The sequence below is a fragment of the Halarcobacter ebronensis genome, assembly GCF_013201825.1.
In the GTDB taxonomy this organism is placed as follows: Bacteria; Campylobacterota; Campylobacteria; order Campylobacterales; family Arcobacteraceae; genus Halarcobacter; species Halarcobacter ebronensis.
This window is the reverse complement of record NZ_CP053836.1, coordinates 2,128,008-2,142,570: the sequence shown is the minus strand read 5'-3', so window position 1 is coordinate 2,142,570 and position 14,563 is coordinate 2,128,008. Positions and strand designations below refer to the sequence as shown.

Here is a 14,563-nt window from a genome sequence, read left to right as displayed (position 1 = left end):
GGATAGATTATAATTTAACAATAAAGTTTAGGAGTCTAGTATGAAAAAAAGGAGAGTCAATGACAATAAATGTTTACTCAAATGGTAATACGATTGTTTTTAAACTTAATGAATCAAATGCTTCTAAAGAGTTATATGCCCAATTACCATTGAGTATAGAGACTGAAAACTTTGGGAACAATGAGAAGATATTTTATCCCCCTATTAAATTATCAATAAAAAATACTCCTGTAGCAAATGCAAAAGCTGGAACGCTAGCATACTATGCACCTTGGGGTGATGTGGTGATGTTTTATAAAGATTTTGGAAGTGTTAGAGGATTGTACGAATTAGGTTCTGTCGTATCAGGCAGTGAAAATATTAAAAATATCTTTGGAAAAATAGAGATAAAAAAGGGTAAATTATGAATAATACAGTAAAAACAAGAGGATATGCAGCATTTGATGAATCAGGGGTTATTAAACCTTGGGAGTTTGAAAGAAGAGCTGTTGGTGATGATGATATCCTAATTGAAATCAAAGCAGCAAGTATTTGTCACTCAGATATTCACCAAGAAAAAGGTCACTGGGGAAAACAACAATATCCACAAGTTCCAGGACATGAGATAGCTGGTGTTGTAACACAAGTAGGAAAAAATGTAATAAAATTCAAAATTGGTGACAGAGCAGGTGTTGGATGTATGGTTAATGGTTGTACAACTTGCGAAGAAGAACAATATGAACCAGATACAAAATTTACTTATGGTTATCCAGAAAAGAAAGAGCCAACAGGTATCACTCAAGGTGGATACTCAACACATATAGTTGTAAGAGATCATTATGCAGTACATTTACCTGAAAATATATCTTTTGAAAAACTTGCACCACTTCTATGTGCTGGTATTACAACATACTCACCAATTATAAAAGCAGATATTAAAAAAGGTGATAAAGTTGCTATTGCTGGTATTGGTGGATTAGGACATATGGCTGTAAAACTTGCAGTTTCAAAAGGTACTGAGGTTTATGCTTTTACAACAACTGCTGATAAAGTTGAAGATATTAAAAAAATGGGAGCAAAAGAGGTAATTGTTGTTGATGATACAAAAAAATTATATCAATATGCAGGGCAAATGGATTATATGATTTGTACTATTCCGTATCAATTTGATGTGGCATCATATGCTTCTGTTGTAAAACCTTATGGTTATTTTACAATGGTTGGTATGCCTGTAGGATTTCAAATAACATTAAATAATTTAATGCTTGCTGCAAGTAGAGTAAACTTTAATGCTTCACTAATTGGTGGAATGAAAGAGACTCAAGAGATGGTAGATTATTGTGCAAAAAACAATATATTACCTGAAATCCAAATTATTAAAGCTAGTGAAATTACACAAGCTTGGAAAAATGTTGAAGAGAAAAAAGCTAGATATAGATACGTGATTGATACTGCAACAATTTGATTTATGACAGAAAGAAATAAAATGGTTGAGTGTTTACGAAATAAAGAGAGTATAGAATACAAAGCAGATCATTATGCAAATGGGAAATTTAGAAATTTAGAGATAGATTATAGTTCAAATTTTAGTGAGTTTTTTTCTAATGTATGGACATTTTTAAATGATAAAACAGAAAATAAAATTCCTGAAGAGAATAGTATTCCAATTGTAAAACTATCTAAAGATGATATTTTAAATATGCCTGATAATTCAGTTGTAAGATTAGTACACTCAACACTTCTTTTTAAAATAGATAATAGATATATTTTAACTGATCCTGTATTCTCTGATATGATTACTCCTTTTCCTTTTGTTGCTCCTAAACGATTCCATGAAATACCTATTACAATAGAAGAGTTGCCTTTTATAGATATAGTAATTATTTCACATAACCATTATGACCATCTAGATGAGCCAAGTATTATTAAACTAAAAGATAAAGTAGGACATTTTTATACTACTTTGGGTGTAAAACAGTCTTTAATTGATTTGGGTGTGGATACTATGAAAGTGTGTGAACTTGATTGGTGGCAATCATGTACAATAAAAAGTATAAAAGTTACAGCAACGCCAGCTCAGCACTTTTCAGGAAGAGGTTTATTTGATAGGGATAAAACCCTATGGGCTTCATGGGTAATAACATCTTCAAAAGTAAATGTTTTTTTTAGTGCAGATACTGGATACTTCAATGGCTTAAAAAAAATTGGTGAAAAATATGGTCCTTTTGATATGACTTTTATTGAAGCTGGAGCTTATAATGAAAGATGGAAAGAGATACATATGATGCCTAAAGAGAGTATACAAGCGCATAAAGATTTAGGAGGAAAAGTATTCTTTCCCATTCATAACAGTAGTTTCAAACTCTCCTTTCATCCTTGGAATGAGCCATTAAATCTTGTAACAGATATTGCAAAAAAAGAGAAAATAGAAATAAGACATCCAAAAATGGGAGAGATAATCTCTATTTTAGAACCTAAAAAAACTGCAAAGTGGTGGAGAAAAGACTAAATTACTTTTAAAAGAATTAGACTAAAAGCCATAACAAAAAAAAGGTGCTTCGTATCTACATGATATAATACAAATAAAAGCAAAGCAAGTTTGCTTTTATTTGATGTTATCGTTATCACCTGACGCCCTATTTGCCCTATTTGTTATTTGATGTTATCGTTATCCCCTGACGCCCTATTTGTGACGCCCTATTTGCCCTATTTGCTTTAGACAATGATTCTTTATTTTTTAGATAGAAAGTTATTACAGTTTGTAATTAATTGATATACTGTCCCCTGATTTTACTCTTTATTCTAAGTTATTTCTCTTGGTAACCAATCCCAATATTTTTGTATAAACTTTTCTTTCTCAGTTAAATTTATGATAAATAAATCCATTCCTCCATCATATGGTGCATATATATTCTGAGTTTTTAGTGAAACGATAAGAGGAAATTCAATTTTATCATCTGCAATCTCTAGAAGATAGTTATTAAAGCTATTAGATTTCCAAATCATAGAATTTATTTTAAAATCATCATATTGTAAATATTTTTTTGGAATAAAAACTATACACTCTGCATTGTCACCTAAAACTTCGCTGGCAATTTGATTATGACGATATAAAATTTCTTTTTTTTCATCATCTGTTTCTGCATATTGTTTACTTAGAGGTAAGCTATGTATTCTTAAATGTCTTCTAGGATATATATCTTTTATTTGATATACAACTGGGGCTGTTCTTTTATAATTTTCATACCACCAATTTTTATAATTTTTAGTTTGTTCAGTATTCGCTCTTAATTTATATATTAAATTATAATCTTTATCAAAAACTTTATTTTCATCTAGCCATATAGATTTAAGTTTTTTAGTTTGCCATTTTTTTACAAACTCACTAGAAAAATCATCAATAAAAATCAATTTTTTCTTTTTAATTTCTTTTTTGTAAATGGCATCTTTTTTATTGATATATGCCTTGATAAATCTTTTATATAATTTTTTCATATCTATATCATATTTGCATATTATTTGTTTTTCCATTTTCATTTGTTTTGGGATTAAGTCTTGTAACACAATTCTGATTTCATGAAGCATTGAAGTATGAAGAGAATATATCAAACTATCCTCTAAATTAAAAATATGTTTTAAACTTTTTTCCAAATATATCTCTTCAAATTGAAATCGTTTTCCAAGATATAGATATGTCGGGTATAATTCAATACAAGATAAAAATAATTCTGTATATTTTACTTTTAACATTTACTATTTATCCTTTTTAATAATTTTTCCATTTTTATCAACTGTAGTTTTATTTCCCCTTGCTGGTTCTTGATTTTTTTTATTTCCTACTTTCCAGCCATCTTCTCCATAATGTCCATTATTGTCTTCTTTTTGCCATATTTCACCTGTTTTATTATTGCGATAATTTGCCCCATTTTTGGTAAATCCTGCTCTTATCTTTCCCTTTTCATCAAGAGGTGTCTGAACATAATCACCTTCATTTGCAGTACGAACTTTTTGTTTTGGGTTATCTCTATAATCCACAGGATTAATATTGATTCCACTCTCATTCCCCATTATACCATCAACACTATTATTTCTTGCATCTTTTGTTGCAACAATTGTTGTAGTAATAATACCTGCAGAAATTAAAAGTTCATATACTAAAGATGGTATTGCAATTGCAGGAAGAAATGCAGTTTGTTCCCCCATTTCTTGCTGTTGTTTTAAAGCTCTATCATATTCTTGTAAGGCGATTAATGTATCCTCATATAATTGAGGATTCTCTTGTTCTAATCTAGCCAATTCTTTTGTTATTTTAGTAGTAGCTTCTTGTGCATTTTTTTGTATCTCAATTATCTTGTCATAATTTATAATAATATTGCTCAAGATTTCAATATTATCAACCAAATTTTTTACATTTTCTACAATATTACCATCCACATTCATATCTGCTTTAAGGTTAGTTTTTGCAGAGTAGATATCTTTTGGTGTTTTTGTTGTATCTCTATTTAAAGCAGTTGTATCATCAGAGTTTTCTTTGTCTGCAATAGTTAAGTTTCCTTTTCCTATTGTTGCTAGAGTTTTTGATTTTTCATATGTTTTACTATTTGCATATTTGATTGAAGCGGTATTCAGTTTTAACTTACTTTCTTCTTTAAAATTATTAGGAATTTTTATTATTTTTTTATATTTAAAAGCTAAATAGTTTATTATTTTTGCTTGTTAATATATTTTAAGAGTTAAAATAAGAAAGTTTTTTTATATAAGTTTAAAAAGAATTAAACTAAAAGCCATTATAAACATGCCAAGTGTAATTCCTAATATTGCTGTATGAGCATTTCCGTAAACTCTAGCTGCTGGTAGGAGTTCATCAAAGGAGATATAAATCATAATTCCTGCAACTAAAGCAAAAGTGATTCCAAGTGTTGCACTTCCCATTAAAGGGTATAGAATAAAAAAACCGATTATTGCACCAATTGGTTCAGCAAACCCAGAAGCAGTTGAATACCAAAAAGCTTTTTTCTTATTGTTTGTTGCATGATAGATGGGAAGGCTAACTGCCATACCTTCTGGAATATTGTGTATTGCAATTGCAAAGGCAATTGTTATTCCTATGGTTAAATCATCTAAAGATGAAATAAAAGTTGCAAACCCTTCAGGGAAATTATGAATACCTATTGCAAGTGCAGTAAAAATACCTGTCCTTTTTAGACTTTTTGTATCTTTTTCTAAAGAGTTTGGTTTTAACTCTTTTAATTCATTATAAGATTTTGGTTCATGGGGATTTACATCTTCAGGTATTAGTCTATCAATTAATGCGCTAAGGGCAATACCTGCAAAAAAACAGACTAAAACTAAGACTTGGGCAGTTATTTCATTTGAGTAAATTTTTATAAAAGAGTCTTTTGCTTTAATTAAAATTTCCATAAATGAGACATAAATCATAACTCCAGCTGAAAAACCAAGTCCTAGTGAGAGAATAGTATAACTTCTGCTTTTTGAGAAAAAAGCGATAACTGCTCCAATTGAGGTGGATAACCCTGCAAAAAGAGTTAATAAAAAAGCGTAAAAAAAGTTATTAAATTCATAAATTTCAAACATATCATTATCTTTCATTTTTTTTATTTTAACATAAAGGATAATATTTCTTTCTTTTGATATAATCTCTTTTTTAAAAATATGGATGGATTATTATGATTGAAGTATTATTTTTAGCATTTGCTTTGTCAATGGATGCCTTTGCTGTTTCAATAGGTCTTGGAGTAAAAGGCAAAGGATTTAACAAATCTTTGGCTTTTAAAAGTGCACTCCTTTTTGGTTTTTTTCAAGGTTTTATGCCTTTGGTTGGATATTTAGCTAGTGTTGGAGTTGGGACATTTATTGAAGCTTTTGATCATTGGATAGCATTTGTTCTTTTAAGTTTGATTGGTGGGAAAATGCTTTATGAGAGTTTTGGTGAAAATACTGAAGAGGAGATAAGTATAGTAACAAACAAAGTTCTGCTTATCTTGGCAATTGCAACAAGTATAGATGCAATGGCAGCAGGATTTACTCTTTCTTTACTTAGATTGGATCCTTATCTTTCAATGCTTATAATTGCAGTAGTAACTTTTATTTTTTCATATATTGGAAATTTTATAGGAACAAAAGGTGGAGCTTTTTTAGAGGATAAAGCAGAAAAAATAGGTGGAATTGTATTAATAGGGATTGGACTTAAAATATTAATTGAACATACTTTGTTAAGTTAATATTTTGAAACAGCAAAAGAGATTGAGACTCTCAATCCTTTAGTGTTTTCTACTTTAATTTCTCCATTTAATTGATAAGTAGTTATAGAGTTTATAAGCTTCATTCCCAAAGAGTTACAACTATTTATATCAAAATCCTTTTTTAATCCTTTTCCATTATCTTCAAAGATTAAGGTATATATTTTTGATTTTTTAAAAAATTTGATTTTTATCAAATTGTTTTTGTTTAATTCAAAGGCATATTTAAAACTATTTGTGATTAGTTCATTTAATATTAGTCCACAATTCATAGCAGTTTCAATATCCAAATCCATCATCTGTATATTTTTTTTGATTTTTATATTTTGTGAGTTGTTGAAAGTATTTGAAATTGAATCAATTAAATCATTAATATAGTGTTGTGCACAAATAGAATCAAAACTTTTTAACTCAAAAAGTTTTGTGTGTATTAAAGAGATTGTATAGATTCTATTTTCAATTGTATTTAAAGAGTCAATAATCTCTTCACTTTTTAATTTTGATTTTTGTAGTTTTATAAAGTTGATTATCATAAAAAGATTGTTTTTTACTCTATGATTCAACTCCCTTAGAAGTATCTCTTTTGATTTTACATTTTTTGTTAACTCTTTTGTTCTCTCTTCTATTTTTTTATCAAGGTTTTTTATATTATCTTCTAAATCATCAAGCATTAAATCAAAAGTAACACCTAATAAACCAAGTTCATCATTTCCTTTAACTTCACTTCTAATACTTAAATCTCCATTTTTGACTGCTTTTGCAACTGTTGATAATCTATCAATATTTTTTATCCATTTTTTGAAAATTATTATTCCAAGAAAAATTGAAGCAAGTAAGGCAAAAATAGAGATTGGCAATATTCTTAATATTGGAGAGTTTATATTACTTTTAAAATCATCTTCAAAGGCACTTAATACAAAAATAAATTTTTCTGTATCATTTTCATAGATAGTACTTACAAAAGTTATACTATCTCTATTTTCTATCTTATGATATAGATAGTTTGTATCTTTGATTTTCAAAATCTCTTTTAGTGTAAGTTCTCCTGATGTGGGGATTTTTATATTTGATATTTTACTAATACAGTAGTTTTTATTGTGTTCATTATCTAATTGAGCAAGTGGCGTATTTAAGCCCTTTGTATTTGGGTTTTTATTTACCCACATTAGAAAAACTTTTCCTTTGTGAATAGCTTGGCTTAGTGAAAAACCCTCTTGAATGATTTTTTTTACTCTTAACTCAATGTTTTTAGGGTCAGGTTTAAAATATGAGCTGCAGTTTAACTCTATTTGCATATCTTTAATAAGGGTTTTATACAAAAAGTTGCTAGGATGTGGGCATAAGTTATCTTTTGTCTCTATATGTAACCACTCATCATTTTTTATTTTTTCAAAATCAAAATTTATAAAATTCTTTTTATCTAAAACTGAGTCCTTTTTTAGAATATTTACTTGACAGTTGTACTCCTTTGAGATTTCATTTATCTCTTTTGTTAACTCCTCTTTTGTATAGTTTTTATCAATTTTATATCTGAATTTTACCTTTTCTATATGGTTTAATATCTCTTTTTTTGCTTCCTCTTTTCTAAAACTACCATACTCTTTAAAATAGTCAACCACTAATCTAACTTGTTGTTTTATTAACAATACTTTTTTCTCTGTATTATTTAAAGCCTCTTTGTACTGCTCTTCTTGAATTTTTGGGATTAGAAGTAAAAATAGAAAAGTAAGAAGAAAAAGACCAAGTAAAAATAGTACAAAAGCAATTTTGATATTTAAAGAGAGGTTTTTGTATCTAAACAAGTTATGCTACTTTTAATCTATATCCAGTTTCAAAGATATTCTCTATTATATCTTCATCTATTTTTTGTTTTAGTCTATACACCAGAGTTCTAAGTTTTCCTAAATCATATAACTCTTCTCTCCAAATATATGATGCAATTCTTTCAAAAGTTATAGTCTCACCTTTATATTCACATAATATCTGTATAAGTTTAATCTCATTTCCCGTTAGTTTTTTTGGTAAATCATCTACATATAAGATATTTTTCCCTTTATGAAATTTCACTTTTTCATTGATTAAAACAAGACTTGATTTTGTATCAAAGACTTCAATATTTTTGAAAAAATATTTATGTTTATGAATTGCAGTTTGAATAGCTACATTAAGCTCTATATCTTTACAAGGTTTAACTAAATAGCAGTAAGGTTCACACTCCATGCACTGCTTAATCGTTTTTTCATCACAATAAGAGGTTAAAAAAATTATAGGTATTTTTTTTGTTTGCCAAATGTTTTTTGCCACATCAATCCCGCTTAAATTTCCTTTTAAATTAATATCAACTAAAACAATATCAGGAAGTTTTGAAAAGCAATGTTTAATTGCTTCATTACCATTACACTCAATACCACATACTTCATATCCATAAGATTGAAGTGTATGTTCAAGTCCTAAAGCTAATATTACTTCATCTTCTACAATTAAAATAGAGATATCTTTTTTTTCAATTTTTTGCAAAAAATTTCCTTTTGTGATTTTATTGTGAGTAATATAGGTTATGATACTCAATATCAATTTAAAAAAGGATTAAATTATGATAGGTAGAAATAAAATGCTCTCAATATTTGCATCTTTTGCTCTTATAAGTAGTGTACTACTAAAAGCAGAAGAGACAACAAAACTTCAAGATGTAACTATTGAAGATAGAATAAATAATATGACAGAAGGTAGCGATTCTTATACCATTAACTATATGTCAAGTGCAACAAAAATGAAGCTTTCACCTCTTGATACACCTCAAAGTGTTTCAGTTGTAACTTCTCAACAAATAGAAGATTTTATGTTAACAGATATAAATGATGTTTTAGGTGTGGCAACAGGTATTGATGTACAAAAAGTTGAAAGAGATAGAACCCATTATACTTCAAGAGGTTTTGATATAACAAATTTCTTAATTGATGGTGTAGGAGCTCCTACTACTTTTATCTATATTAATGGTGATTTAAATATGACTTTATATGACCATGTGGAAGTAACAAGAGGAGCAACAGGACTTTCTAGTAATCATGGTGACCCTTCTGCTTCAATAAATTTAGTTAGAAAAAGACCTACAAAAGAGTTTCAGGCAAGTACAAAATTATCTGGTGGATCTTGGAATTATAAAGGGATTGAAGCTGATATATCAGGTCCTTTAAATGAAGACAAAACTATTAGATATAGAGTTATAGGTTCTTTTGAAGATAGTGAATCTTTTCAAGATAGATACAAAAGTAAAACAAAGTTATTATCTGCTATGTTTGATGCTGATATAACAGATAATTCTACTGTAACTGTTGGTATAAGTAAAAATATAGATGACAACGATGGAACAGAGCAGGGTGGTTTTGATGCGTATAGTTTAGCTGTAAGAGATTATGATATTTCAACTACAACTGCTCCTGATTGGGCATATAGAGATATTGACACTACTGACGCTTTTTTAGAGCTGGATACAAATCTTTCTGATTTTTGGAAAATAAAAGGTACTTATGCTTATAAAAAAATTGATCAAGATGCACAGATGCTTACTGTTTGGCATACAGGTGCTAATCCAAGTCAAAGCTATTTAGAAAATTTTATAAAATCTGAAAATGAGACTAAACAACATATTTTTGATATTACTTTAGATGGAGTCTATAATCTTTTTGATAAAGATCATGAAGTTGTATTTGGTTTAAATTATACAAGGCAAGAGTATGATGAATTAAACTCTTATGATACAAGCCATTATGGAACAATTGTTGATTTGGACACTTGGGATGGTTCAACTGCAACACCTGTATTTGATGATAGATATAGTAAATCTGATTGGACACAAAAAGAGAGATCATTTTTTGCAGCAACAAATTTCCATATAACTGATAGTTTAAGTTTATTAGCTGGTTCAAAACTTGTTACCTATGAAAAGAGTGGTATAAACTCAAATAGTGCTTTATTTCAAAAAGATAGCAATAAATTTTTACCGTATGCTTCTTTATCTTATAAATTTAATGACAACTTATCTACATATGTAAGTTATACAACTACTTTTACTCCTCAAAGTGAAATAGATGCAAGTGCTACACAACTTACTCCAAAAGAGGGTATAAACTATGAAGCTGGAATCAAATCTTCATTTTTTGATGGTAAATTAAATACTGCTTTTGCACTATTTAAAACCAAACAAGACAATGTTGCAGAAAGCGTTGGTATTTTAAGTGATGGTACAGGAAGAACTTATTATAGGGCTATTGATGGAGTTACAACAAAAGGTTTTGAGTTTGAAGTTGCAGGAAATATTACCGATGAGATTGATGCATCACTTGGATATACAAATTTAACTATTAAGGATGCAGACAGTTTACAAGTTAATGCATATATTCCTAGACAGATGTTAAAAGCAACACTCTCTTACTCTCCTAATGTTTTAAAAGCACTAAAAATTGGAGCATCTGCAAATTATAGAAGCGAAACAAACAATGCTGCAATAAAACAAGGGAAATATACAATTTATAATTTAGTGGCAAGTTATAAGATTAGTAATGCAATGAAGTTAGCATTTAATGTGGATAATGTTTTTGATAAAAAATATTATGGTGGATTGATCAAACCATATGCAACATATGGAGCACCACGAAGTTTTGGAGTATCTCTTGAATATAAATTCTAAAAAAGTAGTAAGGGTAATTTTATTACCTTTGCTTCTTTTCTCTTTTTGTTTTGCAAATGATGCAAAAGAGATAGAGGTACAAATAGAAGCAAATGGTATAAATAAGACATCAATAAAGTTTTCAAAAGATGAGTATATTGTTGGTTCTTATAGTTTTAGTAGTGATGTTGAGTCCTTAAATCTTTTAGATGAAAAAAGAAATTTGATTAGAAGATTAGATAAAGATAATAAAAAAAACGGCAATTTCTACTTTTTAGCAGATGCTACGCAAAACTATTTTTTTGAAATAAAAAATTTAAATGAGAGCAATAAAGTTAAAATTAAAATTGAAAAAGTTGTTACTACAAAAGGAAATAGTAGTGCAGAAAATGAAGATTTTTTAAGTAAAAAAATAGAAGAAGTTTATAAAGAATTAAAAAACAAAGGCAATACAGATAGGTTTTGGGAAAATGTTAAAAAAGAGGGAACTCCTTTAGTTGAAGAGTATGACAAGGAGAGTTATGTTTTAACTTTTTTATATAGAGATGCAAAAAAAGATGTAAAAATATTAGGTGCTCCTGTTTCAGAACATGTAAAACTAAAAAGATTATTAGAAAGTGATATTTGGTATAAAAGTTTTATTGTGCCTAAAGGAACAAGACTATCTTATCAATTAGCCCCTGATACTCCAATTTTTGAAGGAACTAGATGGGAAAAGAGAGTATCAATTTTAGCAACGGCTCAAAAAGATAATTATAATAAATATCCACTAATTTATGGAAATTATAAAGATAAATATAATATATCTTCATCAATTGTTTTACCAAATGGTAAGTTAAAAGATTGGTCTTTAGAAAAAGCTAAAGAGAACTTTGATAAAAAAGAGATAACTTTTAAAAGTGAGTATCTTAAAAATAGTAGAGATATAACTATTTTAAGACCAAAAGAGCTGAAAAAAGAGAAAGAGTATCCACTGCTTTTTATTTTTGATTCTGTTGATTATCAATCTAAAATCGATACACAAACAATTTTAAATAATCTTATTTCAAAAGATGTTATTCCTGAAGTAATAGCAGTTTTTATAGCAAATCCTACACCAAAATCAAGGGCCACAGAACTTCCTTGTAATGAAGATTTTGCAAATTTTATGGCAAAAGAGTTATATCCATACATAAAAAAAGAGTTTAAAAAAGAGTTCAAAGCCTCAAATAATATCTTGATTGGTTCAAGTTATGGAGGATTGGCATCTTCATATATTGCATTTAAATATCCAAATATTTTTGGAAAAGTTTTAAGTATGTCAGGCTCTTATTGGTGGAAACCTGATGAAGATAAAGAGTATAGATGGTTATCAAAAGAGTTTATAAAAAGTGAAAAAGTTCCTGTAGAGTTTTTTTTAAGTGCAGGAATTTTTGAAGGTGGAGATAGTGAAATTGAGATATTAAACTCAAATAGATATTTTAGAGATATTCTAAGAGCAAAAGATTATAAAGTTTTTTATGAAGAGATTGCAGGAGGACATGACTATTTTTCTTGGAGAGTTATTCTACCTTATGGTCTTAAAATATTGTTAAATAAATAAATGTGATTTCTTTGTGATTTTTATGGGTTATGATACTCATTATCAATTAATACATAAGGACAAAAATGGATAAAAGTAGGGTTTTATTAAGTGCAATTACATCTTTTGCAATTTTTTCAACGCATATATTAGCAGATGAAGCTGTTAAAAATGTTGAGTCAGTTGATGTTTGGGATACGCAAATTATTAGTTCATCTTTAAATTTAGGTGAGAATTCAATAGAGACAAAACAAGCTGATCATTTAAGTGATTTGTTAAGAGATCTTCCTGGAGTTGATGTTGGTGGAACTCACTCTATTAATAATAGAATAAATATTAGAGGACTTCAAGATGAAAATTTAGACATTACCCTTGATGGAGCAAAAATTCAAAATGCAAATATGTTTCACCATATTGGAAATCTTTTAATCAACCCAGATATTTTGAAAAGAGCAAATATTCAAGTTGGTACAAATTCTGTTGTAAATGGAAGTTTGGGTGGTTCTGTAGCTTTTGAGACAAAAGATGGAAAAGATATGCTTACTGATGGGAAAAATTATGGAGCTAGAATCTCTACAACATATGAATCAAATGATAGTTTAGGTGGTTCTCTCTCTGCATATGGAAAAGTTTTTGAAAATGCAGATTTTCTAATTTATCACAACTATTTAAATAAAAATAACTGGAAAGATGGTAATGGTACTGAAACTTTTGGTGTAGATGGAGAGGTTAATAATACACTTATTAAATTTGGTGTTAATCTAACTGACAATCAAAGGCTTTCTCTCTCTTATGATACTTTAAAAGATGAGGGTGATTATGCACCAAGACCAGATTTTGGTAGAGAGTATAATGAGGCAAGAACAGGTTTAGATACTTTTCCTACTGAATATACAAGAGAGACAATAATCCTAAAACATGAGTTAGATTTAGATGATAAACTATTTTTAACTACTTCAATTTATTCAAATGAAAATGAGTTAGAAAGATATGAAGGTCCTTTAAGCAGTGGATCAAGAGTTAGACCACCCGCAGGACTTCCAGCTGGAACAAGTAGTTTTGAAGGAATGTTAATTGGAAAAGTAAAAACAGAGGGGATTAACTCTAAAGCTCAATCATTTGTTGAAACAGGTTCAATCTCACATAGATTTACTTATGGTGGCCTTTATGATAAACAAACAAGTAAAGTAACTTGGGAGGGTAAAAAATATGGAGATGATGAAGAGGCAAAATCTTTAGCATTTTATATTGAAGATGCAATAGATTTTAATAATGGTTTAATCGTAACTCCAGGTATTAGATATAACAACTATGATTTTGATGGTTCATATGGGAAGATGGATGATAGTGAAGTTACTTATGGTTTGGCAACAGAGTATAGTGTAAATGAAGATTTAACTCTATTTGCAAGTGCAACAACACTTTTTAAAGGTGTAGAGATGGTTGATGTTTTAGCATCAAATAGAGCAGTTGTTGCAGATAATACCAATTTAAAATCTGAAACAGGTATAAATAAAGAGATTGGATTTAAATATATTAAAAACAATATCTTAGGTGCGGATACAATAGGAGTCTCTTTCACATATTTTAATACTACAATTGATGATTATATATTCCAAGACTCTTCAGCAATGTCAAATATGGGAGAGTTAGATATAAAAGGTTTTGAGGCAAATTTTGCATACAATAAAGGGAATTTAAACTCACTTCTAACATACGCTCACTCATCTTCAAACTTTGAGAGAACAGGTGAACCTTTGATTGAAGAGCCAGGAGATTCAATCTCTTTAGGAATTGATTATAAATTGACTCCACGATTAGATATCTCTTGGGAGTCTTTATTTGTACTAAAAGAGGATGATGTTCCTTCAGGAGCTTATCAAGAGAAAAAAGCTTATGATGTACATGATATAGCACTTAAATGGAGACCAGAAAGTGTAAAAGATTTAACAGTTATTGCAGGAGTTGAAAACATCTTTGACAAAGCTTACTCTTCTCATATTTCAGAAAATAGATATTTTGCAGGATATGGGTATACAACTGATTATGAGCCAGGAAGAAACTTTAAAATCACGTTGGCATATAAATTTTAAGAGT

At 28.7% G+C, this 14,563-nt stretch carries 12 protein-coding genes; 7 read left to right on the top strand and 5 right to left on the bottom strand.

All coding sequences use genetic code 11. From position 1 onward, the window contains the following. Nucleotides 1-59 precede the first annotated feature (59 nt). The 3 genes from AEBR_RS10650 to AEBR_RS10640 are packed head-to-tail and all read left to right on the top strand — an operon-like array spanning nucleotide 60 to nucleotide 2,488. Entirely contained in the window at nucleotides 60-407 is a 348-nt protein-coding gene (locus AEBR_RS10650; RefSeq protein ID WP_129086276.1) for a cyclophilin-like fold protein, read from the top strand. Continuing rightward, nucleotides 404-1,444 carry an NAD(P)-dependent alcohol dehydrogenase gene (locus tag AEBR_RS10645; RefSeq protein ID WP_129086277.1) on the top strand — a complete coding sequence of 347 codons (1,041 nt, stop codon included), beginning with the start codon at nucleotides 404-406 and terminating at the stop codon, nucleotides 1,442-1,444. Before AEBR_RS10650 ends, AEBR_RS10645 begins: the two co-directional genes overlap by 4 nt. A gap of 3 nt (nucleotides 1,445-1,447) precedes the next feature. Then, nucleotides 1,448-2,488: an MBL fold metallo-hydrolase gene (locus AEBR_RS10640; protein WP_129086278.1), complete on the top strand. Its 1,041-nt coding sequence runs from the start codon at nucleotides 1,448-1,450 to the stop codon at nucleotides 2,486-2,488. A gap of 293 nt (nucleotides 2,489-2,781) precedes the next feature. Here the strand turns inward: AEBR_RS10640 and AEBR_RS10635 are convergent, their stop codons facing one another. The 3 genes from AEBR_RS10635 to zupT all read right to left on the bottom strand — a co-directional run bounded on the left by AEBR_RS10635 (nucleotide 2,782) and on the right by zupT (nucleotide 5,589). Continuing rightward, nucleotides 2,782-3,729, bottom strand: a complete 948-nt coding sequence (locus AEBR_RS10635; protein ID WP_129086279.1) for a DUF3885 domain-containing protein — start codon at nucleotides 3,727-3,729, stop codon at nucleotides 2,782-2,784. 3 nt (nucleotides 3,730-3,732) lie between these two features. Beyond that, nucleotides 3,733-4,419 (bottom strand): hypothetical protein, encoded by a 687-nt coding sequence (locus AEBR_RS10630; RefSeq protein WP_129086280.1) that lies wholly within the window; start codon nucleotides 4,417-4,419, stop codon nucleotides 3,733-3,735. Nucleotides 4,420-4,731: 312 nt separating this feature from the next. Continuing rightward, a complete protein-coding gene (gene zupT / locus AEBR_RS10625) occupies nucleotides 4,732-5,589 on the bottom strand; it encodes a zinc transporter ZupT (RefSeq protein ID WP_228712138.1) in 858 nt (285 codons plus the stop codon). Between the two features lie 77 nt (nucleotides 5,590-5,666). On the opposite strand from zupT, the gene AEBR_RS10620 reads away from it, so the two are divergent. Beyond that, the gene (locus AEBR_RS10620; protein ID WP_129086281.1) at nucleotides 5,667-6,221 is read left to right on the top strand and encodes a manganese efflux pump MntP; all 555 of its coding nucleotides are present in this window, start codon (nucleotides 5,667-5,669) and stop codon (nucleotides 6,219-6,221) included. Here the strand turns inward: AEBR_RS10620 and AEBR_RS10615 are convergent. Continuing rightward, nucleotides 6,218-8,041 carry a sensor histidine kinase gene (locus tag AEBR_RS10615; RefSeq protein ID WP_129086282.1) on the bottom strand — a complete coding sequence of 608 codons (1,824 nt, stop codon included), beginning with the start codon at nucleotides 8,039-8,041 and terminating at the stop codon, nucleotides 6,218-6,220. The genes AEBR_RS10620 and AEBR_RS10615 overlap by 4 nt on opposite strands. Nucleotide 8,042: 1 nt before the next feature. Then, nucleotides 8,043-8,756, bottom strand: coding sequence for a response regulator (locus AEBR_RS10610; RefSeq protein WP_172658897.1), 714 nt, complete (start codon nucleotides 8,754-8,756; stop codon nucleotides 8,043-8,045). A 76-nt stretch (nucleotides 8,757-8,832) separates the two neighbouring features. On the opposite strand from AEBR_RS10610, the gene AEBR_RS10605 reads away from it, so the two are divergent. The 3 genes from AEBR_RS10605 (at nucleotide 8,833) to AEBR_RS10595 (ending at nucleotide 14,559) form a co-directional block, all read left to right on the top strand. Beyond that, nucleotides 8,833-10,926 carry a TonB-dependent siderophore receptor gene (locus AEBR_RS10605; RefSeq protein WP_129086283.1) on the top strand — a complete coding sequence of 698 codons (2,094 nt, stop codon included), beginning with the start codon at nucleotides 8,833-8,835 and terminating at the stop codon, nucleotides 10,924-10,926. After that, on the top strand, nucleotides 10,910-12,487 hold the full coding sequence (locus tag AEBR_RS10600; protein WP_172658896.1) for an alpha/beta hydrolase-fold protein: 1,578 nt from the start codon (nucleotides 10,910-10,912) through the stop codon (nucleotides 12,485-12,487). Before AEBR_RS10605 ends, AEBR_RS10600 begins: the two co-directional genes overlap by 17 nt. A 65-nt stretch (nucleotides 12,488-12,552) precedes the next feature. Continuing rightward, complete coding sequence (locus AEBR_RS10595; protein ID WP_129086285.1) at nucleotides 12,553-14,559, top strand: TonB-dependent receptor domain-containing protein; 2,007 nt, start codon at nucleotides 12,553-12,555, stop codon at nucleotides 14,557-14,559. Nucleotides 14,560-14,563: the final 4 nt, after the last annotated feature.

Coding starts and splice junctions, on each gene's coding strand:
- AEBR_RS10650 (WP_129086276.1), top strand. CDS start 60: ATGACAATAAATGTTTACTCAAATGGTAATACGATTGTTTTTAAACTT.
- AEBR_RS10645 (WP_129086277.1), top strand. CDS start 404: ATGAATAATACAGTAAAAACAAGAGGATATGCAGCATTTGATGAATCA.
- AEBR_RS10640 (WP_129086278.1), top strand. CDS start 1,448: ATGACAGAAAGAAATAAAATGGTTGAGTGTTTACGAAATAAAGAGAGT.
- AEBR_RS10635 (WP_129086279.1), bottom strand. CDS start 3,729: ATGTTAAAAGTAAAATATACAGAATTATTTTTATCTTGTATTGAATTA.
- AEBR_RS10630 (WP_129086280.1), bottom strand. CDS start 4,419: ATGAATGTGGATGGTAATATTGTAGAAAATGTAAAAAATTTGGTTGAT.
- zupT (WP_228712138.1), bottom strand. CDS start 5,589: ATGAAAGATAATGATATGTTTGAAATTTATGAATTTAATAACTTTTTT.
- AEBR_RS10620 (WP_129086281.1), top strand. CDS start 5,667: ATGATTGAAGTATTATTTTTAGCATTTGCTTTGTCAATGGATGCCTTT.
- AEBR_RS10605 (WP_129086283.1), top strand. CDS start 8,833: ATGATAGGTAGAAATAAAATGCTCTCAATATTTGCATCTTTTGCTCTT.
- AEBR_RS10595 (WP_129086285.1), top strand. CDS start 12,553: ATGGATAAAAGTAGGGTTTTATTAAGTGCAATTACATCTTTTGCAATT.